At 67.3% G+C, this 25,200-nt stretch carries 21 protein-coding genes and 1 pseudogene; 14 read left to right on the forward strand and 8 right to left on the reverse strand.

Going from position 1 to position 25,200, the window contains the following annotated elements:
- The first annotated feature begins 50 nt into the window (after nt 1-50).
- From pdxS to pdxT, 3 genes are read left to right on the forward strand one after another with little or no spacing between them, the layout of a single operon-like run.
- Nucleotides 51-962, forward strand: a complete 912-nt coding sequence (gene pdxS, locus FR943_RS12975; protein ID WP_217157622.1) for a pyridoxal 5'-phosphate synthase lyase subunit PdxS — start codon at nt 51-53, stop codon at nt 960-962.
- Nucleotides 963-995: 33 nt separating this feature from the next.
- Nucleotides 996-1,844: an acyl-CoA thioesterase II gene (gene tesB, locus FR943_RS12980; RefSeq protein ID WP_217157625.1), complete on the forward strand. Its 849-nt coding sequence runs from the start codon at nt 996-998 to the stop codon at nt 1,842-1,844.
- The gene (gene pdxT, locus FR943_RS12985) at nt 1,841-2,422 is read left to right on the forward strand and encodes a pyridoxal 5'-phosphate synthase glutaminase subunit PdxT (RefSeq protein WP_217157628.1); all 582 of its coding nucleotides are present in this window, start codon (nt 1,841-1,843) and stop codon (nt 2,420-2,422) included. The genes tesB and pdxT overlap by 4 nt, the downstream gene beginning before the upstream one ends.
- Before the next feature lie 28 nt (nt 2,423-2,450).
- Here pdxT and FR943_RS12990 read toward each other — a convergent pair whose 3' ends face one another.
- The 3 genes from FR943_RS12990 to FR943_RS13000 are packed head-to-tail and all read right to left on the reverse strand — an operon-like array spanning nt 2,451 to nt 4,393.
- On the reverse strand, nt 2,451-3,341 hold the full coding sequence (locus FR943_RS12990; protein WP_217157629.1) for an NAD(P)-dependent oxidoreductase: 891 nt from the start codon (nt 3,339-3,341) through the stop codon (nt 2,451-2,453).
- Nucleotides 3,338-3,730 (reverse strand): carboxymuconolactone decarboxylase family protein, encoded by a 393-nt coding sequence (locus FR943_RS12995; protein ID WP_217157637.1) that lies wholly within the window; start codon nt 3,728-3,730, stop codon nt 3,338-3,340. Before FR943_RS12995 ends, FR943_RS12990 begins: the two co-directional genes overlap by 4 nt.
- 24 nt (nt 3,731-3,754) lie before the next feature.
- On the reverse strand, nt 3,755-4,393 hold the full coding sequence (locus tag FR943_RS13000; RefSeq protein ID WP_217157639.1) for a TetR/AcrR family transcriptional regulator C-terminal domain-containing protein: 639 nt from the start codon (nt 4,391-4,393) through the stop codon (nt 3,755-3,757).
- A 67-nt stretch (nt 4,394-4,460) separates the two neighbouring features.
- Here FR943_RS13000 and FR943_RS13005 point away from each other — a divergent pair, with 67 nt between their 5' ends.
- Genes FR943_RS13005 through FR943_RS13020 form a run of 4 tightly spaced genes read left to right on the forward strand, consistent with a single transcriptional unit; the run spans nt 4,461 to nt 8,441 of the window.
- Nucleotides 4,461-5,798: a long-chain-fatty-acid--protein ligase gene (locus tag FR943_RS13005; protein WP_217157642.1), complete on the forward strand. Its 1,338-nt coding sequence runs from the start codon at nt 4,461-4,463 to the stop codon at nt 5,796-5,798.
- Nucleotides 5,795-7,231: an acyl-CoA reductase gene (locus tag FR943_RS13010; RefSeq protein WP_217157644.1), complete on the forward strand. Its 1,437-nt coding sequence runs from the start codon at nt 5,795-5,797 to the stop codon at nt 7,229-7,231. Before FR943_RS13005 ends, FR943_RS13010 begins: the two co-directional genes overlap by 4 nt.
- Nucleotides 7,232-7,284: 53 nt before the next feature.
- Entirely contained in the window at nt 7,285-8,040 is a 756-nt protein-coding gene (locus FR943_RS13015) for a YebC/PmpR family DNA-binding transcriptional regulator (protein ID WP_217157645.1), read from the forward strand.
- Nucleotides 8,040-8,441, forward strand: a complete 402-nt coding sequence (locus tag FR943_RS13020) for a hypothetical protein (RefSeq protein WP_217157648.1) — start codon at nt 8,040-8,042, stop codon at nt 8,439-8,441. The genes FR943_RS13015 and FR943_RS13020 overlap by 1 nt, the downstream gene beginning before the upstream one ends.
- On the opposite strand, the pseudogene FR943_RS13025 reads toward FR943_RS13020, so the two are convergent.
- A pseudogene (locus tag FR943_RS13025) lies at nt 8,410-9,070 on the reverse strand (NAD(P)H-binding protein). The gene FR943_RS13020 and the pseudogene FR943_RS13025 sit on opposite strands and share 32 nt — an antisense overlap.
- Nucleotides 9,071-9,173: 103 nt before the next feature.
- Between FR943_RS13025 and ruvC the strand changes: the two are divergent.
- The 3 genes from ruvC to ruvB are packed head-to-tail and all read left to right on the forward strand — an operon-like array spanning nt 9,174 to nt 11,370.
- Nucleotides 9,174-9,731, forward strand: a complete 558-nt coding sequence (ruvC, locus tag FR943_RS13030; RefSeq protein WP_217157651.1) for a crossover junction endodeoxyribonuclease RuvC — start codon at nt 9,174-9,176, stop codon at nt 9,729-9,731.
- On the forward strand, nt 9,728-10,315 hold the full coding sequence (gene ruvA / locus FR943_RS13035; protein ID WP_217157653.1) for a Holliday junction branch migration protein RuvA: 588 nt from the start codon (nt 9,728-9,730) through the stop codon (nt 10,313-10,315). The genes ruvC and ruvA overlap by 4 nt, the downstream gene beginning before the upstream one ends.
- Entirely contained in the window at nt 10,315-11,370 is a 1,056-nt protein-coding gene (gene ruvB / locus FR943_RS13040) for a Holliday junction branch migration DNA helicase RuvB (RefSeq protein ID WP_217157655.1), read from the forward strand. Before ruvA ends, ruvB begins: the two co-directional genes overlap by 1 nt.
- 170 nt (nt 11,371-11,540) lie before the next feature.
- On the opposite strand, the gene car (FR943_RS13045) is transcribed toward ruvB, so the two are convergent.
- From car (FR943_RS13045) to FR943_RS13055, 3 genes are all read right to left on the reverse strand, one after another.
- Entirely contained in the window at nt 11,541-15,041 is a 3,501-nt protein-coding gene (gene car / locus FR943_RS13045; RefSeq protein WP_217157657.1) for a carboxylic acid reductase, read from the reverse strand.
- Nucleotides 15,042-15,214: 173 nt separating this feature from the next.
- Nucleotides 15,215-18,706, reverse strand: coding sequence for a carboxylic acid reductase (car, locus tag FR943_RS13050; protein ID WP_217157659.1), 3,492 nt, complete (start codon nt 18,704-18,706; stop codon nt 15,215-15,217).
- A 178-nt stretch (nt 18,707-18,884) separates the two neighbouring features.
- Nucleotides 18,885-19,520, reverse strand: a complete 636-nt coding sequence (locus tag FR943_RS13055; protein ID WP_217157660.1) for a maleylpyruvate isomerase N-terminal domain-containing protein — start codon at nt 19,518-19,520, stop codon at nt 18,885-18,887.
- A gap of 67 nt (nt 19,521-19,587) precedes the next feature.
- Here FR943_RS13055 and FR943_RS13060 point away from each other — a divergent pair, with 67 nt between their 5' ends.
- Nucleotides 19,588-20,208, forward strand: a complete 621-nt coding sequence (locus tag FR943_RS13060; protein ID WP_217157662.1) for a hypothetical protein — start codon at nt 19,588-19,590, stop codon at nt 20,206-20,208.
- A gap of 4 nt (nt 20,209-20,212) precedes the next feature.
- Here the strand turns inward: FR943_RS13060 and gabT are convergent, their stop codons facing one another.
- Nucleotides 20,213-21,553, reverse strand: a complete 1,341-nt coding sequence (gene gabT, locus FR943_RS13065; protein WP_217157664.1) for a 4-aminobutyrate--2-oxoglutarate transaminase — start codon at nt 21,551-21,553, stop codon at nt 20,213-20,215.
- 137 nt (nt 21,554-21,690) lie between these two features.
- Here gabT and yajC point away from each other — a divergent pair, with 137 nt between their 5' ends.
- The 3 genes from yajC to secF all read left to right on the forward strand — a co-directional run bounded on the left by yajC (nt 21,691) and on the right by secF (nt 25,196).
- A complete protein-coding gene (yajC, locus tag FR943_RS13070) occupies nt 21,691-22,044 on the forward strand; it encodes a preprotein translocase subunit YajC (protein WP_217157666.1) in 354 nt (117 codons plus the stop codon).
- A gap of 73 nt (nt 22,045-22,117) precedes the next feature.
- Nucleotides 22,118-23,941 carry a protein translocase subunit SecD gene (gene secD / locus FR943_RS13075; RefSeq protein ID WP_217157668.1) on the forward strand — a complete coding sequence of 608 codons (1,824 nt, stop codon included), beginning with the start codon at nt 22,118-22,120 and terminating at the stop codon, nt 23,939-23,941.
- A 4-nt stretch (nt 23,942-23,945) separates the two neighbouring features.
- The gene (gene secF, locus FR943_RS13080; protein WP_217157669.1) at nt 23,946-25,196 is read left to right on the forward strand and encodes a protein translocase subunit SecF; all 1,251 of its coding nucleotides are present in this window, start codon (nt 23,946-23,948) and stop codon (nt 25,194-25,196) included.
- Nucleotides 25,197-25,200 lie beyond the last annotated feature (4 nt).

The raw sequence follows: 25,200 nt of genomic DNA on the forward strand, positions 1-25,200 counted from the left end.
TTTGCCGGCTCCACCTAGACTGATTCAGTAGCAATTTGAAGGAGAGAGCAGTGGTTACCGCGGCGCAGAACGGCTCCAGCAACCAAACCGGTACCGCGCGGGTGAAGCGCGGGATGGCCGAGATGCTCAAGGGCGGCGTGATCATGGACGTGGTCACCCCCGAGCAGGCCAAGATCGCCGAAGGCGCCGGTGCGGTCGCCGTCATGGCCCTGGAGCGGGTACCCGCCGACATCCGCGCCCAGGGCGGGGTGTCACGGATGAGCGATCCGGACATGATCGAGGGCATCATCTCCGCGGTCACCATCCCGGTGATGGCCAAGGCCCGGATCGGGCATTTCGTCGAGGCACAGATCCTGCAGAGCCTCGGGGTGGATTACATCGACGAGTCCGAGGTGCTGACCCCGGCCGACTACACCAACCACATCGACAAGTGGAAGTTCACCGTGCCGTTCGTGTGCGGTGCCACCAACCTGGGCGAGGCGCTGCGCCGGATCACCGAGGGCGCGGCGATGATCCGCTCCAAGGGCGAGGCCGGCACCGGGGACGTCTCCAACGCCACCACCCACATGCGCAAGATCGGCGGCGAGATCCGTCGGCTCACCTCGATGAGCGAAGACGAGCTCTACGTCGCGGCCAAGGAACTGCAGGCACCCTACGAGCTGGTGGCCGAGGTGGCCCGGGCCGGCAAGCTCCCGGTCACGATGTTCACCGCCGGCGGGATCGCCACCCCAGCCGATGCGGCGATGATGATGCAGCTCGGCGCCGAGGGCGTGTTCGTCGGCTCCGGGATCTTCAAGTCCGGTAACCCGGCGCAGCGGGCCGCGGCGATCGTGAAGGCCACCACCTTCTACGACGATCCGGATGTGTTGGCCAAGGTGTCGCGGGGTCTCGGCGAGGCCATGGTGGGCATCAACGTCGAGGAGATCGCCCAGCCGCATCGGCTCGCCGAACGCGGCTGGTGATGAGCCGCGTGCGCGAAGAGCAGAAGTAACTGCATGGCGATCGAAGAGATTCTCGACCTGGAGCAGCTCGAGGTCAACATCTATCGCGGCGGGGTGTTCAGCCCCGAGTCGGGATTCCTGCAGCGTACGTTCGGCGGCCATGTGGCCGGCCAGTCGCTGGTCTCGGCGGTACGCACGGTGGACCCAGCGTTTCAGGTGCACTCCCTGCACGGCTATTTCCTGCGGCCGGGCGACGCCAGGGCCCCGTCGGTCTACACCGTCGAGCGCATCCGCGACGGTGGTTCGTTCTGCACCCGGCGGGTGAGTGCGATCCAGCACGGCGAGACGATCTTCACGATGTCGGCCTCGTTCCAGACCGACCAGACCGGCATCGAGCATCAGGACGCCATGCCCCAGGCACCCGGGCCCGACGACCTGCCCGGCTTCCGGTCCGGGGGAGCGTTCGACGACGCCGGCTTCGCGCAGTTCGCCGAATGGGATGTACGCATCGTGCCGCGCGACAAGGTGGCCCGGCTGCCGGGCAAGGCGTCGCAGCAGCAGGTGTGGTTCCGCCACCGCGACCCGCTGCCCGACGATCACGTGCTGCACATCTGTGCGCTGGCCTACATGAGTGATCTGACCCTGCTGGGATCGGCCCAGGTCAACCACCTCGACGTGCGCAAGCATCTGAACGTGGCGTCACTCGACCACGCCATGTGGTTCATGCGGCCGTTCCGCGCCGACGAGTGGCTGCTCTACGACCAGTCCTCGCCCTCGGCGTGCGGCGGTCGTTCGCTGACCCAGGGCAAGATCTTCAACCGCTACGGCGAGATGGTGGCTGCGGTGATGCAGGAGGGGCTGACCCGCTATCAGCGCAACTTCGCGCCGCCAGAAGTCTCGTGAGTCCCCGGGTCGGGGTGTTGGCGCTGCAGGGGGACACCCGCGAGCATCTGGCCGCGCTGCGTGAGGCGGGGGCCGAGGCGAACACCGTGCGCCGGCTTGCCGAGCTCGATGCGGTTGACGCCCTGGTGATCCCGGGCGGGGAGTCCACTGCCATGAGCCACTTGCTGCGCGAGTTCGATCTGCTCGAACCGCTGCGGGCGCGGATGGCCGACGGGCTGCCGTGTTACGGCTCCTGCGCCGGGATGATCCTGCTGGCCGGCGAGATCGTGGACGCCGGGGTCGAGGGACGCGCCGCCGTCCCGCTGGGCGGCATCGACATGACGGTGCGGCGCAACGCGTTCGGCCGTCAGGTCGATTCCTTCGAGGGCGACATCGACTTCGACGGACTCGACATGCCGGTGCATGCGGTGTTCATCCGGGCGCCCTGGGTGGAGCGGGTCGGGCCCGGTGTCACCGTGCTGGCCCGCGCCGCCGGCCACATCGTCGCCGTGCGTCAGGGCTCGATGCTCGCGACGTCGTTTCACCCGGAGATGACCGGCGACCGGCGCATCCACAAACTGTTCGTCGACTCGCTGTAGCAGGCATCGCGAACTGGGCTCGGTGTGCTCACCGAGATCCGCCCTCGACGATCACGCCGGCGCTTTTCTCCATCGGCTTGATCACCGAGGTGAAGTCGGAATCGGCACCCTCGCACTCCAGCGTCTGCTCCCAGATCCGCTGGACGGTCTCGGCCATCTCCAATGGCAGGCCAAGGGCTTTCGCCTCCTTCAGGTACAGGCGTACATCTTTGGCCATCAGGCCGGTGGCGAATCCGTAGTCGAAGGTGCGGGGGAGCACCGCCCGCGGGAACTTGTCCCGGCTGGCATGGGTGCCGCCCGATCCGGCGTTGAGTACGTCGATCATCACGTCGGCACTGAGCCCGGCCTTCACGCCCATCACCATCACCTCTGCCGTCGCGGCCAGGGTGGTGGCGGCCATCAGGTTGTTGATCAGTTTCATGGTCTGTGCGGCGCCGGGTGTTTCCGAGACGAAGATCGCTCGGCCGATGACATCGAAAACTGGTGCCAGCAGCTCGAATTGGTCGTGTGGACCGGACACCATCACCGCGAGGGTACCGGCCTCGGCGCCATGGACCCCGCCGCTGACCGGGCTGTCCAGCGCCGCGATCCCACGGGCGGCCAGCGCGGCGTGATTGCGTTGTGCGGCTTGACCGCCGACCGTGGACAGGTCGACGAACCGCTGCACCCGGGTGCCGTCGGCGACGTCGGCCGCCACGGCCTCGGAGACCTGCGGGGTGGGCAGGCTGGCCAGCACCGTCTCGGTCCGGTCGGCCACATCGCGCACCGAGGTGCCCGGTTGGGCGCCCAGTGTGACGGCCTCGGCGAGCACGTCCTCGCGGACATCGAAGACCACCACCGGGAATCCGGCTTCCAGCAGCCGGCGCATCATCGGTCGGCCCATGTTGCCCAGGCCGATGAAGCCGATCTCCGGATTCATGCCTGCCTCTCGTTCTCGTCCAGTTCGGCGAACACCGCGCGGGCCAGCCGGAAGCTGTCGACCGCTGCCGGGATACCCGCGTAAATGCCGACCTGCAGGAAGATTTCGCAGATTTCCTCGCGGCTGACGCCGTTGTTGAGTGCGCCCCGGATATGAGTGCGCAGTTCGTTGGGCCGGTTCAGGACCGAGATCATCGCCAGGTTCAGCATGCTGCGGGTCTTGAGCTCCAGTCCGTCTCGACCCCAGACCGCCCCCCAGCAGTACTCGGTGACCAGATCTTGCAGCGGCTTGGAGAACGGGTCGACGTTGCCCGCTGCCTGGCGCACGTAGTCCTCACCGAGTACGGCGGTGCGGATCGCCAAACCCTTGTCATAGGTGTCCTGGTCCATGGTGTCCTTTCGGGGGTGGTTGGGTCATGGGCGACGCGGGCGCACCCCGTCGAGAAACAACCGGACGAAGGCGCGCATCCGCTTGTCCAGGTCGTCGGGGGTCCAGGCCACGCCCCACAGGGCGCCGGTGGCGGGACCGCCGACGACCATGCTCAGGAAGGCGGTTCCGGCCACCTCGGGATCGTCGATCTCGATGGCTCCGGCTTCGGCGTGCCGGGTCAGGACCTCGGCGATGAACGTCATGGCGGGCAGGGTGCCCTGTTCGTAGACGAGCCGGAACAGTTGGGGGAACCGGTTGCCTTCGGCGTTGAGGATGCGTTGCAGGGCGATGCCGGCCGGGCTGGTGATGCCGGCCAGCCGGATCCGCCCGATGGCCAGCAGGGTTTCTTCCAGATCGTCGGTCTCGGCGGCACGCAGTGTCTCGATGGGCACCAGCCAGCGGTCCACCGCGCGTTGTACCGCGGCCTCGAACAGCGCGGATTTGTCCGGGTAGAGGCTGTAGATGGTGCGTTTGGCCATGCCGGCGGCCGTCGCGATGGCCTCGATGGTGGCACGCTCGAATCCGTTGTCCAGGAATACTTCCAAGGCACGGTCGAGGAGCTCGAGGTGACGCTGGGCGGCCTGCTCCCGAGTGGGGCGACCGGCTTGACGAACTCGGGCCATGGGGTTCACAGTAGCATTAATGAAACGCTTTAGGTGCTATTAATTCGATTCTCCTCAGGAGGCCCCCATGACCGCCGTCGAGCAACTTCTCGCCCTCCAAGAGGCGCCCGATCGCTACGACATCGCCCCGGCTGATGTACACGACCTGCAGGTCGAAGCTGTCAACGAGCGCTTCGCCACCCGCGTCGATCAGATCCCGCTGCTGCGCAACCGCGCCCAATCCGCCGAGATCACCAAGGTCGCTCGGCGCGAAGACCTGGTGCCACTGCTGTTCGCGCACAGCGCCTACAAGAGTTACGCGCAGAACTGGCTGACCGACGGCCGGTGGGACCGAATGGTCAAGTGGGTCGGCACCGTCTCCACGTGCGATCCATCCGGTATCGACGTCGACGGAGTCGGCGGCCTCGACGACTTCGTCGACCGGATGGAGTCCGTCGGGTGCTACCTGACCTGCTCCAGCGGTACCACCGGGAAACCGGCCATGATCGCCTGCTCGGAATCTGATCTGGACGTGGCCTCTCGGGCCAATGTCACCGGATTGACCTGGGCCACTGGCATTGCGGCCGACGGCAGCCGCAAACTGTTCGGGCTGGGGCCGCGTACCAAGGTCGAACGCAACGAGCGTACCCGGCTCGCGCTCGTGGAGGCCTTCTCCAGCGACGCCGACAGCTACCAGTTGCCGGTCGAGCCGATCTCGGTCGGCGCCATCATGGAAATGATCGGCCTGCGCCGCCGCATCGGCGATGGCACCGCCAGTCCATCCGAGCTCACCACATTCGAAGCCACCAGTGCCGCACGGCAGAACGCGATGGAGGGCGCCATCGCCGGTGCGGTCGACGAGCTCATCGCCAACCGCGACCGGTCGTTGTTGCTGACCTCGATGTTCGCCTCGCTGTACCAGGTGGCCCAGGGGGTGCGGGCAAAAGGATTCTCGGACAGTGACTTCCGCGCTGACACCGCCCTGCTGGTGGCCGGTGGCCTCAAGGGTGCGGTGTTGCCGCCGGACTACCGCGAGTTCATCTTCGACACCTTCAACATCGCCGAGGAACGGGTGTACCACTTCTACACCATGCAGGAGCTGAACACCCCGTTCCCGAAGTGCCGGGCCGGGCGTTACCACATACCGCCGTGGGTTGTGTTGCTGCCGTTGGACGAACCCGGCGATAAGCTCGTCGACACCACCGCCGGTCCGGTGCAGGCCCGTGGCGCGTTCTTCGACCTGTCGCTGGAAGGCCGCTGGGGCGGGGTCATCTCCGGAGACCGCATCGACGCCGATTTCGGGGTCTGCGACTGCGGCCATCAAGGGCCTACGGTGGGCCCGGACATCACCCGCTATGCCGATCTGGGCGGGGACAAGATCACCTGCTCGGGCACCATCGACGCCTACGTGCGGGGTGAGGCATGAGCACCACGACGTCCCTGGCGGCACCGTTCTTCATCCGCGGCGAGCTGGTCGAGGGGACCGGCAGCCAATTTCGCTCCCGCGACCTCGGAGTGGACTTCACCACGCCGGCAATCGAACTGGACGCCCTGATCACCCCGCGCTCGCAGTTGCCCCCGCTGCTCGACGTTCCGCTGGCCGAGATCATCGAATTCCTGGCCGAGACCGGTGACCGCCTGGCCCTGGACCACAACCCGCACCTGCAGCGCTGCCTTGACCTGGTGGCCGAGACCAACCCACTGCCGCGACGGGTGGTGGAGAATCTCTACCGGACCGCGCCCGAGCTGCTGCGCCCCGACAGCCTCTGGTCCCAGGTCGAATCGAACTTCGCCGACCCGGCGGTGCTCGACGGCTGGGTGAGCCGCACCGACGCCGCAGGCAACACCGGAGCCATCCGGGCCTTCCCGCCGCGGATGGTGCACATGCTGGCCGGCAACGCCCCGGCCGGCTGCATCGCCTCGATCGCCCAGAGTGCGTTGGTCAAGGGCATCAGCGTGTTCAAGATGCCCTCCTCGGACCCGTTCACCACCGTGGCCGTGCTGCGCACCATGGCCGAGATCGATCCGAAACACCCAGTGGTGCAGTCGATGTCAGCGGTGTACTGGTCCGGCGGTGACGAGTCGCTCGAGCGGACGATCTACCGCCCGCAGTACTTCGACAAGATCGTGGCGTGGGGCGGCGGGCCGGCGATCGGCAACGTCATCAAGTATCTGGGCCCGGGCATCCAACTGGTGTCGTTCGACCCCAAGAGCTCGATCTCGATGATCGGCCGCGAGGTGTTCGAGTCCGAGCAGACTCTCGCCGATGTCGCCGAACGGGTGGCGGCCGATACCTGTGTGTTCAACCAGGAAGCCTGCCTGGCAAGCCGATTCGTGTTCCTGGAGACCACCGACCGGGCGCAGGCCGAGCGGTTCTGCGCGCACCTGCAGCCGCGTCTGGGCGTCGACCGGCTGTTCGGCTCGGCGGTGGCCCCGCTGCCGCCGGCCGACATCCGCGACGAGGTCGAGGTGATGGCCGCGATGGGTGACGAACTGCAGGTATTCGGCCGGTTCGACGGCCAGGGTGTGGTGCTGCTGTCGGACGCCCCGGTGGATTTCCATCCGTCCCATAAGACGTCGAACGTGGTGATGGTGAGGTCCCTCGACGACGCGGTCCGCCACGTCAACGTCGCCACCCAGACCATCGGCATCTACCCGTTCGAACGCAAGACCGCGCTGCGCGACGCGCTGGCCGGCGCGGGCGGTCAGCGGCTGTGCCGGGTGGGCACCGCCAACGCCCATGTCGCCGGCGGCCCGCACGACGCCATGTACCCACTGGCCAGGCTGGTGCACTGGATGGGTGACGACGATATTTTCACCGCGGACGCCAATGCGGCGCTGCCGATAGCTGCTGGATAACGGCCCACGTAGACTGAATGGCCGAAGTTTGACGAGAAAGAGGGCGTACCTGCATGAGCGGCCATTCCAAGTGGGCCACCACCAAGCACAAGAAGGCCGTCATCGATGCCAAGCGCGGCAAGATGTTCGCCAAGTTGATCAAGAACATCGAGGTCGCAGCGCGTGTCGGCGGGGGCGACCCGGCCGGCAACCCGACACTCTACGACGCCATCCAGAAGGCCAAGAAGAGCTCGGTGCCCAACGACAACATCGAGCGCGCCCGCAAGCGCGGCGGTGGTGAAGAGGCCGGTGGCGCCGACTGGCAGAACATCACGTACGAGGGGTACGGCCCCAACGGTGTCGCGGTGCTCGTCGAGTGCCTGACCGACAACCGCAACCGGGCGGCCGGTGAGGTGCGCGTCGCGATGACCCGCAACGGCGGCAACATGGCCGATCCCGGTTCGGTGGCCTACCTGTTCTCCCGCAAGGGCGTGGTGACCTTGGAGAAGAACGGCCTGACCGAGGACGACGTGCTGTTGGCCGTGTTGGAGGCCGGGGCCGAAGAGGTCAACGACCTGGGCGACTCCTTCGAGATCATCTCCGAACCCACCGACCTGGTGGCAGTGCGCACCGCGCTGCAGGACGCCGGCATCGACTACGACTCGGCCGAGGCCAGCTTTCAGCCCTCGGTCACCGTGCCCGTGGACCTCGAAGGCGCCCGCAAGGTGTTCAAGCTCGTCGACGCGCTGGAGGACAGCGACGACGTGCAGGACGTGTACACCAACATCGACATCCCCGACGACGTCGCCGCGCAGCTCGACGAGGAGTGATGGCGAGCGTCCTCGACCCTGAGGGCGTCAAGTGGACGGTGCGCCGGCGCTGGGTGCCGTGGCGTCCACGCCGAAAGATGCCAGACGAGTGGGGTTTTGGCGACGCGTCCTTCACCGACGGGGACGACATCATCAGCGTCGTGCTGAACATCGCCCTTGTGGTGCTGTTGGTCCCGGCCCTGGTGTTGGCGCTGCTGGTGGCTGCCGAGTTCCTGCTGTTGCTGCTCCTGCTGCCGCTGTGGGTGCTGGCCCGTTCACTGTTCGGCACGCCGTGGATCATCGTGGTTCGCCGTGACCGCAAGATCGTCAGTGAGGAAGCCGTGCGTGGCTGGGGCGCGACCAGCGCCCGCATCGATCAGATCAAGTCGTTCATCGCGTCGGGTGCAGCGCTGCGTCGATAGGAGTCTGGCCCGAGATCACCTCGAAGGTCCGCCCGGCGGTCTCAGGCTCGTGCAGGACGGCGAGCAGCACCTGCGCGACGTCGGCGCGCGGAATGGTGCCGCGGCCCCGTTGATTCAGCGATGGTGACGTTTCCGGTGCCCAGTTCGTCGGTGAGCCCGCCCGGGCGCACGATCGTCGTGCGCAGCCCGGTGCGCGCCCGCACATCGGCGTCGGCCTCGGATTTGGCTTGCATGTACGCCCGGAACACCTCGTCGTAGGAATCGTCACGGGAGCGGTCGTCGGCAGCCATCGCGGACACCATCACGTAGCGGTCCACGCCCGCGGCTTCGGCGGCATCGGCCAGCAATATCGCCGCATCGCGATCCACGGTCTGTTTACGCGCCGCCCCGCTGCCCGGCCCGGCACCGGCCGCGAACACCACGGCGTCGGCTCCACGCACCGCGTCGGCCACCTCGGCGACCGACGCCTGCTCCAGATCCAGCACGACGGCGCCGGCGCCGACTTCCTGCAGATCAGCCTCCTGATCCGGGTTGCGGATGAGGCCGGTCGCCGAATCCCCGCGTTCGGACAGGAGACGCTCGAGGATGAGGGCGATCTTGCCGTGCCCGCCGGCTATCACTACGCGCATGCATTCGACCCTACGACGATCGACGATCTGAGCGTGTCCCTGTAGGCGGCCGTCGTCGGCTCACGCTAGGCTCTCGAACAGATGTTCTGACGAAGGGGTTCGCGTGCGGGTGATGGGAGTCGATCCCGGGTTGACGCGTTGCGGGCTGTCGGTGATCGAGAACGGCAAGGGCCGGCAGGTCATCGCGCTGGATGTGGATGTGGTGCGTACCCCGGCCGATGCGCCGCTGCAGAAACGGCTGCTGACGATCAGTGACACTGTCGAGTATTGGCTGGACACCCACCGGCCCGATGTGATCGCCATCGAACGGGTCTTCGCCCAGCAGAACGTGTCGACGGTGATGGGCACCGCGCAGGCCGGCGGGGTGATCGCCCTGGCCGCCGCCCGTCGCGACATCGACGTGCATTTTCACACGCCCTCGGAGGTGAAGGCCGCCGTCACCGGCAACGGCCGGGCCGGCAAGGCGCAGGTCACCGAGATGGTCACCAGAATCCTTGCGCTGCAACAGAAACCGACACCCGCCGACGCCGCCGACGCGCTGGCGCTGGCGATCTGTCACTGCTGGCGGGCACCGATGATCGCGCGGATGGCCGCCGCCGAGGCGATGGCCGCCGAGCAACGCCGCAAGTATCAGGCCAAGGTCAAGGCGGCCCGGGCATGATCGCCTCGGTGCGCGGCGAGGTGATCGACATCGCCCTGGACCATGCGGTGATCGAGGCCGCCGGGGTCGGCTACAAGGTGATGGCGACGCCGTCGACACTGGCCACGCTGCGCCGGGGTACCGAGTCCCGGCTGATCACCGCGATGATCGTGCGCGAGGACTCGATGACGCTCTATGGGTTCGCCGACGGTGAGGCCCGCGATCTGTTCCTCACGCTGCTCGGGGTGTCCGGTGTCGGCCCCAAGATCGCCTTGGCGACACTGGCGGTCCATGACCCGCAGGCCTTGCGGCAGGCCCTGGCCGACAGCGACGTGACGGCGCTGACCCGGGTGCCGGGGATCGGCAAACGCGGCGCCGAGCGCATGGTGCTGGAACTGCGCGACAAGATCGGCCCGGTCACCCCCGGGGCCATCGGCGGATCGGTCGGTCACGCCGTGCGGGCACCGGTGGTGGAAGCCCTCGTCGGCCTCGGCTTCGCGGCCAAGCAGGCCGAGGAGGCCACCGACAAGGTGCTCGCCAACGATCCCGAGGCCACCACGTCGTCCGCGTTGCGGGCGGCGTTGTCGATGTTGGGTAAGAAGTAATGGGCCGTTTCGACGATGCCGAGGAGCCCGACGAGCGGGAGGTCTCGCCGGCGCTGACGGTCGGCGAGGGTGATATCGACGCGAGTCTGCGTCCGCGCTCACTCGGGGAGTTCATCGGTCAGCCCCGCGTACGCGAGCAGCTGCAATTGGTCATCGAGGGCGCCAAGAACCGTGGCGGCACACCGGATCACATCCTGTTGTCCGGTCCGCCCGGCCTGGGCAAGACCTCGCTGGCGATGATCATCGCGGCCGAGCTCGGCTCGTCACTGCGACTCACCTCCGGCCCGGCGCTGGAACGCGCCGGCGACCTGGCCGCCATGCTGTCCAACCTCGTCGAGCACGATGTGCTGTTCATCGACGAGATCCACCGCATCGCCCGGCCCGCCGAGGAGATGCTGTATCTGGCGATGGAGGACTTCCGCGTCGACGTGGTGGTCGGCAAAGGTCCTGGCGCCACCTCGATCCCGCTCGAGGTGGCACCGTTCACCCTGGTGGGGGCGACCACCCGGTCCGGCGCACTGACCGGGCCGCTGCGGGACCGGTTCGGGTTCACCGCCCACATGGATTTCTACGAGCCGGTCGAACTCGAGCGGGTACTGGCCCGATCCGCGGGAATCCTCGGTATCCAGCTCGGTGCCGACGCCGGCGCCGAGATCGCCCGGCGTTCCCGCGGCACCCCGCGCATCGCCAACCGGTTGCTGCGCCGGGTGCGCGACTATGCCGAGGTCCGCGCCGACGGCGTGATCACCCGCGACATCGCCAAGGCCGCTCTGGAGGTCTACGACGTCGACGAGCTCGGCCTCGACCGCCTCGACCGCGCTGTGCTGTCGGCACTCACCCGCAGTTTCGGCGGCGGGCCAGTCGGAGTGTCGACCCTTGCCGTGGCGGTTGGCGAGGAGGCGACCACGGTCGAAGAGGTCTGCGAGCCCTTCCTGGTGCGCGCCGGCATGGTGGCCCGCACCCCGCGGGGCCGGGTGGCCACGCCGCTGGCCTGGACGCACCTGGGAATGCAACCACCGGTAACCGGTCTGGGGCAGGCCGGCCTGTTTGAATAGACCGCATGCTCACCGCCGGTCTGGCGTTCGCCGGAGTCGGCTCCATGCTGGCCGCGGCCGTGTTATTGGTCATCGGGCTGACCACCCGATGACGAGCACAAACTGATTGGCCGCGGTCCTGGATAAGGACCGCGGCCGCTCAGGGGATTCTTCCCTTGTGGGGAAGTCTTTTACAGCAATCCGAGCAGTTTCAGATCCCTGATGTACTTCACGATGACCTCCCGGGTGACATGGGGGATGTCCTTGTCCGGGCCGATCTTCGCGTCCTGCACTGCGGTACGGAACACGTCGGTCGGTGCCATCGCGCCGTTGACCGGCACGCCGGGCTGCTGGTAGTTGTGCAGCAGCGGCAGCAGCGAGGCCTGTCGTTGCTTGTCGGGCAACGCCCGCAACGTGGTCTCGAAGCGGGACAGCCACTCGTGGTAGTCCGCGACGCGCTGGATCGGGTAGCCGGCCTCGATGAGCCAGTCGACGAACTCGTCCATGCCGAGGCCGTCGTCGTGCGGGTTCATCACGTGGTAGGTCTCGAAGCCATCCTGGACATGGGCGCCCAGGGTGGAGATGGCCTCGGCGATGAACTCGACGGGCAGACCGTCGTAGTGCGAGCGCTGCCGGTTGCCGTCGGCGTCCAACTGGTTGAAGGACTTCGGCGCGACACCGGTGGCGACGAGGCTGAACATCATGCGGGTGAACATGTCGGGCAGGTTCAACTGGCCGGCATAGGTGGTGTCGGCGAGGATCATGTCGCAGCGGAACACGGTCACCGGCAGCCCGGCCAGATCGTGAGCTTCACGCAGCAGGACCTCGCCGGCCCATTTGCTGTTGCCGTATCCGTTGGCATAGCTGTCGTCGACACGTCGAGTTGGACTGATGGCTCGGATGTCCGCGTCCTCCACGAACTTTCCTGGCTCGATACCGCCGCCCACGCCGATGGTCGACACGTACGCGAACGGCTTGATCCGCGTGGTGAGTGCGATCCGGATGAGCTCGGCAGTGCCAAGCGCGTTGGGGCCGAACAGTTCGCTGTAGGGCAGCACGTGGTTGACCAGGGCGGCCGGGTCGACGATGAAATCGACGGTGTCGGCCAGGCGCTGCCAGGTCGCCCGGTCGAGGCCTAGATCGGCCTCGCCTTTGTCGCCGGCGATCACCTCGAGATGGTCGGCGGCCAGCTCGCGGTAGTGCGCCAGCAGCTTGGGGTCGCCGCCGCTGTTAGGTCCAGCACTGTCGAAGGTCTTGTCGAGCCGCGCCCGGGCTTCCTCGTCCGACTTGGCGCGCACGAGGCAGATGACCTTGCCGTCGACGAGATCCATGCGCTCCAGCCACTCCAGGGCCAGGTAACGACCCAGGAAACCGGTGGCGCCGGTGAGTAGGACGGTGCGGATCTCACTGACCGGACCGGGCAGGCTCGGTGCGGCAGCCAACGTCGCGGCGTCGATGAATTTGTCCAGCGTCAGATCGGACGCATGGACCTCGGTCGCGTTGCGACCGTGCACCGAGGTGAAGGTCGGCCGCAAATTGGCACCGGAGCGCTGAGCCTCGATGTACTCGGCGATGGTCCGAAGATCCGATGCCGGGCTGACGATGGCCGACACGGGCACCTCGACGTCGAAGATCTCCTGCAGCAGGTTTCCGAAGGTCAAGGCGGACAGCGAATCCCCGCCCAGATCGGTGAAGTGGGCCTCGGGGGCGAGATCGGATGCCGCGGCACCCAGCAGGGCCCCGGCGGCCCGGCTCACGGTGTCGAGGACCGGGGCGTGGGCACCGCTGCGACGCAGTTCACTGAGCTCGTTGGCCTGGCCTTCGGCCAGCTCGGTGTAAAGCTGCTCCAACCGCTCGCCGTAGTGGGCCTTCAGGTTCGGGCGGGCCAGCTTGCGAATGCCGGTCAACAGACCGTTCTCCAGGCTGAACGGCGTTGTCTCCACGATGAAGTCACGAGGAACCTCGTAACTTTGCAGGCCGGCGGCACGCGCCGCATCCTGCAACGAGTCGCTGATCGCCGTCTTGGACGCTGCCGGATCGGTCGGCACCACGACGGCCAGCAGATAGGAGCGGGCGCTGTTGCCGTAGATGAAGATCTGTCGCACCAGCGGGCTGTCTCCGAAGACCGCTTCCAGCTTTGAGACAGTCACGAACTCGCCCTGTGAAAGCTTCAGCACGTTGTTACGCCGGTCGAGGTACTCGACGTGGTCGGGACCGAGTTCGGCGACGATGTCCCCGGTGCGGTAGTAGCCGTCCTCGTCGAACATCTCGGCGGTGATCTCGGGGCGCTTGTAGTAGCCGGGGAACATCTGCTCGGACTTCACCAGCAGCTCACCGCGGGGGTGGGGCTGGTCGGTGCGGAAGTAGCCCAGATCCGGGACGTCGACCAACTTGTAGTCGATCACCGGCGGACGCTGGATGTACCCGTCGACGAAGACCGAACCGGCCTCGGTCGAGCCGTAGCCCTCCAGCAGGTGCATGTCGAGCAGGCGCTCCACCCAGGCCTTCATCTCGGCCGAGATCGGCGCGGAGCCGGTCATCGCGGAGACGAACCGCCCACCCAGCAGGTCTTTGCGGACCTCGGCGAGCACCCGGTCTTCGGCGGCGGCCCCGTCGCCCACGGAGCGGTCCACCCGGGCCTGGTACTCCTGAAACAGCATGTCCCAGATGCGGGGGACGAAACTGAGCTGCGTGGGCCGTACCAGGGCGAGATCGTCCAGGAACGTCGACAGGTCGCTGCGCGCGGCGAAGTAGGCGGTGCCGCCCGAGCTGAGCGTGCCGATCAGGATGCCGCGGCCCATGACGTGGCTCATCGGCATGAAGTTGAGGGTGATCGCCGGCAGCGCCGCCTGGTTCTCGTCCCAGGTGGCCTTGGTGGCGATCTGCCACATGTTGGCGACCTTGCTCTCCGGGTACATGGCGCCCTTGGGGGTGCCGGTGCTGCCGGAGGTGTAGATCAGCATCGCCAGCGGGTCGGCCTGACCCGGCGTGTACAGCGGAGCGTCGGCCAGTGAACGGCCGCGATCCAGTACGTCGGCCAACGGTTCGACGATGACGTCGGTGTCGGCCAGCGCTGCCTTGGCGGCGTCGAAGGACTCGCGCTGGGCGTCGACCCGGGGGCGGTAGTCGAACACCACCAGTCGACGGGGCGCGGGGCCGGACCGAACCAATTCGACTGCGTCGGAAAGGAAGTCGATGCTGGCGGCGATGACCGTCGGTGCGGTCTCGGCGACGATGGGTCGCAGGGTGGTGACCGGTGCGCTGGTCTGCAGCGGTACCGAGACGGCACCGAGTTCGATGAGCGCGGTGTCGATGGTGGTGTAGTCCACGCTGGTGAATCCGAGGATGGCGACCCGGTCGCCGGGCTTCACCGGGTGGTTGTGCCAGGCGTTGGTCACGGCCTGGATACGGTCACCCAGTTGGCGGTAGGTGATGGTGTCGAAACGGGGGAGCAGTCGGGCCGATGTGCGTCCGTCGGCGTCGGTGACGTACTCGACGGCGCGCTGCCCGAGTGCGGGGCGGTCGGCGTAGCCGGTGAGCACTCCCTTGACCACCGCGGGCAAGCGCAGATCGGGCTGTGAAACTGCGGTGTTTACGGCGTCGCTGGGGCGGGCGTCGGCGAACTGTGAATCGGTCTCGTACAGGTGTGCGATCCGGCGTTGCAGCCGGTCCTCGCGTGTTTCGGTCGTCATATCAGTCCCCTGAGCAAATCAAAATAAATCTGGCCGGCGCGTTCATCGCGCCTACTAATTACTACGTTAGTAAAACTAATTATATTTCGAGATGCCAGTTCCGGCGGTGCGAGATGCGTCACGGTCGGATGTGCCCGCCCCACGGGGAAGTGGGGCGGGCACATCCGAACCGACTAGAGCAGGCCCAGCTGCTGCAGGTTGGTGATGTACTGCACGATCACCGGCGCCGTGACATGGGGGATGTCCTTGTCCGGGCCGATCTTGGCTTCCTGGACCGCCGCCCGGAAGACGTCGGTCGGCGCCAGCGAGCCGCGGACCGGGCGCTCGGGCCGCTGATAGTTGTGGATGAGCGGCAGCAGCGAGGCCTGACGCTGCTTGTCCGGCAACGCCCGCAGCGTGCTGTCGAAGCGCTGCAGCCACTCGGAGTAATCGTCGATGTGCTCGATCGCATACCCCGCCTCGATCAGCCAGTCGACGAACTGGTCCAGGCTCAGGCCGTCGTCGTAGGGGTTCATCACGTGGAAGGTCTCGAACTTCTCGACGGACTGCGCCCCGAGGGTGGAGATGGCCTCGGCGATGAACTCCACGGGCAGGCCGTCGTAGTGCGCGCGCTGACGGTTGCCCTGGGCGTCCAGCTCGTAGAACGACTTCGGCGCGATCCCCGATGCCACGACGCTGAGCATCATCCGGGTGAACATGTCGGGCAGGTTGAGCTGGCCGGAGTAGGTGGTGTCGGCCAGGATCATGTCGCAGCGGAACACCGCGGCCGGCATCCCGCACAGGTCGTTGGCCTCCCGCAGCAGAACCTCGCCGCCCCACTTGCTGTTGCCGTAACCATTGGCATACGAGTCGTCCACGCGGCGGGTCGCACTCATCACCCGGACGTCGGCCTGCTCGGTGAACTCTCCCGGTGCCAGCTGGTCACCGACACCGATTGTCGAGACGTAGGTGAACGGCTTGATCTTGGTGGTCAGCGCGACCTTGATCAGCTCGGCCGTGCCGGCCACGTTGGGACCGAACAGCTCGCTGTAGGGCAGCACGTGGTTGACCAGGGCGGCCGGGTCGACGATCAGGTCGACGGTGTCGGCCAGGCGCTGCCAGGTGTCGTGGTCCAGACCCAGGTTCGTCTCGCCCTTGTCGCCGGCGATCACTTCGAGGTGGTCGGCGGCCAATTCCCGGTAGTGGGCAAGCAGTTTCGCGTCACCCACATCGAAGGTGGCGTCGAGCCGGGCCCGCGCTTCGGCGTCGCTCTTGGCCCGGACCAGGCAGATCACCGTGCCGTCGACGAGGTCCATGCGCTCCAGCCATTCCAGGGCCAGGTAGCGGCCGAGGAAACCGGTGGTGCCGGTCAGCAGGACGGTGCGGACCTCGGCCGGAGCCTTGGGCAGGTTGGCTGCGGCGGCCAGGGTGTCGGCGTCGATGAACTTGTCCAGGGTCAGGTCGCGGGCATGCACCTCGGTGGCATCGCGGCCGTGCACCGAGGCATACGTCGCGCGCAGTGACCCGGATTCGCGCTGGGTCTCGATGTAGGCGGCGATCCCGGCCAGATCGGTGGCCGGGCTCACGATCACGCCCACCGGCACATCCACGTCGAAGATCTCGCGCAGCAGGTTCCCGAAGGTCAACGCCGACAACGAATCTCCACCGAGATCGGTGAAGTGGGCGTCCGGGGCGACATCCGAGGCCGACGCCCCCAGCAGCGCGGCGGCCGCACGACCGACCGTCTCGACGACGGGTGCGTCCGCACCGGCCTGGCGCAGCGCCCGCAGCTCGTTGGCCTGACCTTCGGCCAGGTCGGTGTAGAGCTGCTCCAGCCGCTCGCCGTAGTGTGCCTTCAGCTTGGGCCAGGCCAGCTTCCGGATACCGGTCAACAGGCCGTTCTCCAGGCTGAACGGCGTTGTCTCGACCAGGAAATCCCGAGGAATCTCGTAGGACTGCAGCTCGGCGGCCCGGGCCACCTCCTGCAGCGACTCGGCGATCTCCGGTTTGGACACCGTGGGATCGCTGGGCACGACAACGGCCAGCAGGTAGGGCCGAGAGCTGTTGCCGTACAAGTAGATCTGCTTCACCAGCGGGCTGTTGCCGAACACCGCCTCCAGCTTGGCCAGCGTGACGAACTCGCCCTGGGCCAGCTTGAGCACGTTGTTGCGGCGGTCGACGTACTTCAGATGATCCGGGCCGATTTCGGCGACGACATCGCCGGTGCGGTAGAAGCCGTCTTCGTCGAACACACTCGCGGTGATCTCCGGGCGCTTGTAGTAGCCGGGGAACAGGTTCTCGGTCTTGAGCAGCAGCTCACCGCGCGGGTAGGGCTTGTCGGTGGCGAAGTAGCCGAGATCCGGGACGTCGACGAGCTTGTAGTCGATCACCGGCGGCCGCTGGATGTGGTCGTCGAACAGGGCCATGCCGGCCTCGGTGGAGCCGTAGCCCTCCAGCAGGTGAATCTGCAGGAAGTCGTTGAGCCAGGCTTTGAGTTCGGCCGAGATCGGGGCTGATCCCGTCATCGCGGAGACGAACCGGCCGCCGAGCAGGTTCTCGCGCACGTCGGCCATCACCTCGGCTTCGACCGCCGCGCGGTCGCCGCCATCGGCCAACCGGCTGTCGAGCCGGCTCTGGAATTCGCTGTAGATCATCTCCCAGACCCGCGGGACGAAGTTCAGCTCGGTGGGCCGGGTCAACGCCAGATCCTCGAGCAGCGTCGACAGATCGCTGCGGGCAGCGAAGTAGCAGGTACCGCCGGCGGCCAGGGAGGCGTAGAGGATGCCGCGGCCCATCACGTGGCTCATCGGCATGAAGCTGAGGTTGATTGCGGTGCCGGGATGGCTGATCCAGGCCTTGCTGTTGCGCCGCCAGAACTTGGCGACTGCGCTCTGCAGGTACATCGCGCCCTTGGGGGCTCCGGTGCTGCCGGAGGTGTAGATCAGCAGCGCAAGCGGATCGGCGCCACCGAAATCCGGGGCGGGCGCCGGCGGCAGGTCGCGGCCGCGGGCGATGAGGTCGGCCAGGGTCTCGATCGCCACCGGGGTGGCGGCGCCGGCGAGCTTGGCGGTCGCCTCGGCAACGGCTTCGCGCTCGTCGTCGACCTCGGGGCGGTAGTCGAACACCACCACCTTCGCGGGTGCGTGCGAGGTCAGGGCCAATTCGACGGCGTCGGGCAGATGGTCGACGCTGGCGGCGATGACGCGGGGCTCTGTCTCGGCGACGATCGGCGCCAGTGCTGCGGCGACCGAACTCGTCTGCAGCGGCACGGACACCGCGCCCAACAGTCCCAGGGCGGTGTCGATGACGGTGTAGTCGGCGCTCGTGAAGCCCAGGACGGCGACCCGGTCTTCGGGTGCGACGGTCGACTCGTGCAGGGCGTTGGCCACGGCCTGGACCCGGTCCTGCAGTTCGCGGTAGGTGATGGTCTCGAAGCGGGGGAGCAGTTTGGCGACCGTCCGGCCGGTAGCCGGATCGACGACGATCTCGACAGCACGTTCGCCGAGCGCGGGCCGATCGGCATAGCCCTGCAGCACGGTCTGCACGATCTGCGGCAGCCGGAGGCCTGGCGTATCGACAGCCGCGGTGACGGCATCGTCGGGGGCTGAGGCAGCAAACTGCGGATCGGTGGCGGTCAGTTCTGCGACGCGGCGTTCGCGCCGCTCCTCGTGCGTATCGGACGGCATCAGGTGGTACCCCTTGGAAAATAGCTAATAAATAATCAATGGCGCGACGCTGCACCCACAGGGACTACTACGTTAGTAAATCTAAACTTATTTCCGGATTTCCGGAATTTTTGCTGTCAGTGTGCTGTGAACTTCGTCATTCCGGAGTGCGGCCTGGGGAGCGACTGATAACGGGGTATCAACGGATTGCCGGCACCGCCGCCTGCGCGGGCCTCCGGCCGGCGAGAGCCTCGACCGCCACGGTTGGATCGGGTACCGAGATCAGCAGATCGCGGGTGGCGGCCAACGCCACGGCCGATGGCGCCGCGCCGCCGACCGCATCGTCCAGATCCAGCAGATGCACGGTGGCTTCCAGCAGCGCGACCTCGGCAACCACTGCGAGCGTGGTACTGCCGATGATCGGATAGCTGATCACCGTCTCGTCGGCACGGGACATCTCGGGCATGGCGCGCAGCCGAGCCGCCGCGTCGACGAACCGGGCCGCAGCTGTCGCAGGTGTCAACGTCGTGGCCGCCAGCACGCCACGCTCGGCGATCTGCTCGGCGGTGGTGTTGGCGACACCGTCCGGCTGGTTGAAGATGCGCAGCATCTCGGCGGCATCGGCCACCGCCGCCGGGCTGACCGCCGGCGCGTTGACGAGTTGGTCGAACGTGCTGGCCTCCGGGCACACGTGAGCCACCAGGGCCTGGACATCCCACGCCTCACATCGAGTGGCGGTACGCCACTGTGTCGCGCTCAGTTCGGCGCACCGATACGCCCAGCGTTCCCAGGCATCGGCCAACGAATCGCGCAGAGCAGACCCGACGAGACGCATGACCCCAGATTAGGGGCGTTACCCCCAGTGAGTTCGGGGGTATCCACCGGGAGTCAAAGGAGGCATCATGACCGAATTCGATACCCGCGGTGGTCGCTTACGGATGCGGCGCAGCCGTGGTGCCGCCAGTGGCCTGTTGCTGGTGCTGCTGGGAATCTGGGGTGCGCTGATCCCGTTCGTCGGGCCGTACTTCGACTTCGCCTTCACCCCGGATCAAGGCTGGGTGTGGACGACGGCGCGGGGCTGGCTGGAGGTGCTTCCAGGCGCCGTGACGGCGCTGGGTGGTCTCCTGCTGCTGGGTTCGGGAAACCGGGCGACCGCGCAGTTCGGTGCGTGGCTGGCCGTGCTGGGCGGAGCGTGGTTCGTGGTCGGCCGGGCCCTCGCCGGTCCGCTGGGCATCGGGGACGTCGGGATGCCGATCGCGGTGACCGACGCCAAGCGGATCACCCTGGAGCTGGCCTACTTCTCCGGGCTGGGCGCCCTGATCGTGTTCCTGGGGGCCATCGCAGTCGGCCGGTTGTCGGTCCGCAGCGTGCGTGACATCGAATACGCACAGCGGCCCGTCGCCACGACAGTGCCGGCCGAGCCGGCTGCGGTTGCCGACGCGGAGCCGGCCGAAACCGTGCCCGGGCGTGAGCACCGGCACTGGGGCGGACTGTTCGGCCGCCGCCACACCCACGCGCACTGACGCTTCAGAGGCCGCGCAAGATCAGCTCGAGTACGTCGAGCCCCTCGTTCAACAGCTCGTCGCTGATCGTCAGCGGCGGTAAGAAGCGCAGCACATTGCCATAGGTGCCGCAGGACAGCACGATCACCCCCGACGCGTGGGCGCCGGCGCACAGCGCCTTGGTCAGCTCGGGGTCGGGGGTGAGAGTGCCGGCCTTCACCAGCTCGACGGCGATCATGGCGCCGCGGCCACGCACATCGCCGATCCGCTCGTCCTCGGCCTGCAACCGGCCCAGCCGGTCCTTCATCAGTGCCTCGATGTGCCGTGCCCGGGACAGCAGACCGTCGGTCTCGATGGTCTCGATGGTCGCCAGCGCCGCAGCGCACGCGATCGGATTGCCACCGTAGGTCCCGCCCAGCCCCGACACGTGCGGCGCGTCCATGATCGCCGCCCGCCCGGTCACCCCCGACAGCGGAAGACCGTCGGCGATGCCCTTGGCCGTACAGATGAGATCCGGGTCGATGCCTTCGTGCTCGCAGGCGAACATCGCGCCGGTGCGGGCGAAGCCGGTCTGCACCTCGTCGGCGATGAACACCACGTCGTTGTCCCGGCACCAGCCCAGCAGCGCCGGCAGAAACCCGTCGGCCGGGACGATGAACCCGCCCTCGCCCTGGATGGGTTCGATGACGACGGCGGCCAGATTGTCCGCACCGATCTGCTTTTCGATCACGTCGATGGCCCGTTTGGCGGCCAGCGCCCCGTCGGTGGCCAACTCCTTGCCGAACTCGGCATCGCGGAACGGATAGGACAGTGGTGCCCGGTAGATCTCGGGGGCGAACGGTCCGAACCCGTGCTTGTAGGGCATTGCCTTGGCGGTCAGCGCCATCGTGAGGTTGGTGCGCCCGTGATAGGCGTGGTCGAACGCCACCACGGCCGATTTGTGGGTATATGACCGGGCGATCTTCACCGCGTTCTCCACGGCTTCGGAGCCGGAGTTGAACAACGCCGACCGCTTCTCGCCCCGCACCGGGGTCAACCGGTTGAGCTGCTCGCAGACCGCGACATACCCCTCGTAGGGCGTCACCATGAAACAGGTGTGGGTGAAATCGGCGGCTTGCGCAGCCACCGCGGCGACCACCCGGGGCGAGGAGTTGCCGATGGTGGTGACCGCGATGCCCGACCCCAGGTCGATGAGACGGTTGCCGTCGACGTCCTCGACGATGCCGCCGCCGGCCCGGGCCGCGTAGACCGGCATCGTGGTGCCGACGCCGGGGGCGACCGCGGCCGTTCTCCGGTCTTTGAGCGCCTGTGAATTCGGGCCGGGGATGGCGGTGGCCAGATGGCGGCTCTGCTCGGGATGACTCAACACTGCCTCCTGGAAACGGAGCGGCGGCGAGACGGAAATGACGGCATTGAGCCTAGTCGTCCGGGTCGGTTGTCGGCGGCGGTATCGTGGCCTCGGTCGCCCCTGACTTCTGACCCGACACGAAAGACGTAATTGACATGGATCTCGTCATTTTTCTGCCCCTGCTGATTGTCATGGGCGCGTTCATGTTCTTCGCGTCGCGTCGTCAGCGCAAGGCTATGCAGGCGACCATCGACCTGCACAACTCGTTGCAGATCGGCGACCGGGTGCACACCACTTCAGGTCTGCAGGCCACGATCACCGGCATCACCGACGACAATGTCGACCTGGAGATCGCCCCCGGCGTCATCACCACCTGGATGAAGCTGGCGGTGCGCGACCGTATCGAGGACGACGCCGAGGACAGCACCGAGGCCGACGCTGAGTCGACCGCCACCGAACTGACCGAAAGCACCGGCGTCACCGACGCCGACGGCTTCAAAAAAGACTGACCGCAGAGCACCCAGGCTGAGCACGTACCCTTTGCGGTGCCTGACGAACTGATCTCGAGGAGACCCTAGAAACGTGGCATCGTCTTCGGCGCCGGTGCATCCTGCGCGCTACCTGACGCTTTTCCTGGTCCTTCTGATCGGCGTTTACCTGCTGGTGTTCCTCACCGGCGACAAGCAGGCCGAGCCCAAACTGGGCATCGATCTGCAGGGCGGTACCCGGGTGACGCTGACAGCGCGCACCCCGGACGGCTCGACGCCGACCAGGGACGCCCTCAACCAGGCCCAACAGATCATCAGTGCCCGTGTCGACGGTCTTGGTGTCTCGGGTTCGGAAGTCGTGATCGACGGTGACAACTTGGTGATCACCGTTCCCGGTAACGACGGCACCGAGGCCCGCAACCTGGGCCAGACCGCGCGGTTGTACATCCGGCCGGTCGTGCATGCGATCCCCGCCAAGCCGCCGGCCGAGCAGGGGCAACAGCCACCCGCCGGCGCGCCTGCGGCACCCGGTACGCCTGCGGCACCTGGCGCACCCGCCGCCCCCGCGGCACCTGGCGCACCCGCCGCCCCCGCGGCGCCTGGCGCACCCGCCGCCCCCGGCGTCCCGGTGGCACCGCCGGCTCCCGCTGAAGCGCCCGGGGCACCTGCGCCTCAGCCGCGGCCCTACCCGCTGGATCCCGCGCCGACCCCGGGTGAACCCACCCCGGCGCCTGCGCCGGCACCGCCTGCCACACCCGCACCGCCCGGGTCGCCGGCCCCGCAGCAGCCCGGAGACGAGCGGGCCGGGCTGGCTCAGCGCATCGCCGACGAGAAGGAGCTGCGGCAGAGCACCAACCCGTCGATCCAGATTCTGGCCCTGCAGTATCAGGCCACCCGCTGCGGCGAGGAGGACGTGCTCGCCGGCAACGACGATCCAAACCTGCCGCTGATCACCTGCTCGCAGGACGGCCAGACGGTGTATCTGCTGAGCAAGTCGATCATGAGCGGCGAGGAGATCGCCGATGCCACCTCCGGCCTCAACCAGCAGCAGGGGCAGTACGTCGTCGACGTGACGTTCAAGAGTGGCGGCGCCAAGACCTGGGCCGACTTCACCGCGGCCAACGTGGGCACCCAGACGGCGTTCACGCTGGACTCCCAGGTGGTCAGTGCCCCCGAGATCAGGGAGCCCATCCCCGGCGGGAACACCCAGATCACCGGCCAGTTCAATTCGGACACCGCCAAAGAGCTCGCGAACGTGCTGAAGTACGGCTCGCTGCCGTTGTCGTTCGAATCCTCTGAGGCCGAAACGGTTTCGGCGACGCTGGGCCTGTCCTCGCTGCGGGCCGGCCTGATCGCCGGCGCGGTCGGTCTGGCGGCGGTGCTGCTGTACTCGCTGCTCTACTACCGGGTGCTGGGCCTGCTGGTGGCGCTGTCGCTGGTCGCCGCCGGGGCCATGGTGTTCGCCATCCTGGTGCTGCTCGGCAGATACATCGGCTACACGCTGGACCTGGCCGGCATCGCCGGTCTGATCATCGGTATCGGCACGACCGCGGACTCCTTCGTGGTGTTCTTCGAACGCATCAAGGACGAGATACGCGAGGGCCGGTCTTTCCGGTCGGCTGTGCCGCGAGGCTGGGCACGCGCCCGCAAGACGATCGTGTCCGGCAACGCCGTGACCTTCCTGGCCGCCGCGGTGCTCTACTTCCTGGCCATCGGCCAGGTCAAGGGCTTCGCCTTCACGCTGGGACTGACCACGATCCTCGACGTCGTGGTGGTGTTCCTGGTGACCTGGCCGCTGGTCTACCTGGCGTCCAAGTCCCCGACGATGGCCAAACCTGCCTTCAACGGCCTCGGCGCGGTGCAACAGATCGCACGGGAACGCCGCGAGGCTTCGCACGCGACCGCGGGACGGGGATAAGCACATGGCTGCCAAGAACACCGCCGACAAGAACATCACCGACGACACCGCTGCCGAAGACGTCAAGGACACCGCGGTGGAGGCGCCGGCCATCGAGGCCACCTCCGCGGCGCTGCCCAAGCACGGTTTCTTCGTCCGCCTCTACACCGGTACCGGCGCCTTCGAGGTCATCGGCCGGCGCAAACTGTGGTACGCCGTCAGCGGCATCATCGTCGCGGTCTGCATCGCCAGCATGGTGCTGCGCGGCTTCACCTTCGGTATCGACTTCGAGGGCGGTACCAAGGTGTCGATGCCGTCGGCCGGTTCCGCGGGCGTCGTCACGGTCCAGCAGGTCGAGGACGTCTTCAGCAAAACCCTGGGCCGCGCCCCCGAGTCGGTGGTGCTGGTCGGCAGCGGCGCCTCGGCGACCGTGCAGATCCGTTCGGAAACCCTGTCCAACGACGAGACCGAGCAGCTGCGCACCGCCCTGTTCGACGCGTTCCATCCCAAGGGTGCGGATGGTCAGCCCAGCAAGCAGGTGATCAGCGACTCGGCGGTCTCGGAGACGTGGGGCGGTCAGATCACCCAGAAGGCGCTGATCGCGCTGGTGGTCTTCGTGGTGCTGGCCTCCATCTACATCGCGTGGCGCTACGAGCGCTACATGGCGATCGCGGCGATGGCCACCCTGGTGTTCGACCTCGTCGTCACGGCCGGGGTGTACTCGCTGGTCGGTTTCGAGGTCACTCCCGCCACCGTCATCGGCCTGCTGACCATCCTCGGATTCTCGCTCTACGACACGGTGATCGTGTTCGACAAGGTGGAGGAGAACACCAACGGCTTCGAGCACACCACCCGCCGGACGTTTGCCGAACAAGCCAACCTGGCGGTCAACCAGACGTTCATGCGCTCGATCAACACCAGCTTGATCTCGGTGCTGCCGATCGTCGCCCTGATGGTGGTGGCGGTCTGGCTGCTGGGCGTCGGCACCCTGATGGACCTGGCTCTGGTGCAGCTGGTCGGTGTCATCGTCGGCACCTACTCCTCGATCTACTTCGCCACACCGCTGCTGGTGTCGCTGCGCGAGCGCACCGAGCTGGTCCGCAAGCACACCCAGAAGGTGCTCAACCGCCGTGAGAAGGGCTCCGCCAAGGCGACACCCGCGAAGGACGCCGCCACCGAGACCGACGACGAACCGGCGCCGGCCAAGCCGGCACCGGGCGCCCGCCCGGTCGCGCGGACCGGACGCCCGTCGGGCAAACGGAACACCCGGCGGTAACTGC

It is taken from the genome of [Mycobacterium] fortunisiensis (assembly GCF_019050325.1).
In the GTDB taxonomy this organism is placed as follows: Bacteria; Actinomycetota; Actinomycetes; order Mycobacteriales; family Mycobacteriaceae; genus Mycobacterium; species Mycobacterium fortunisiensis.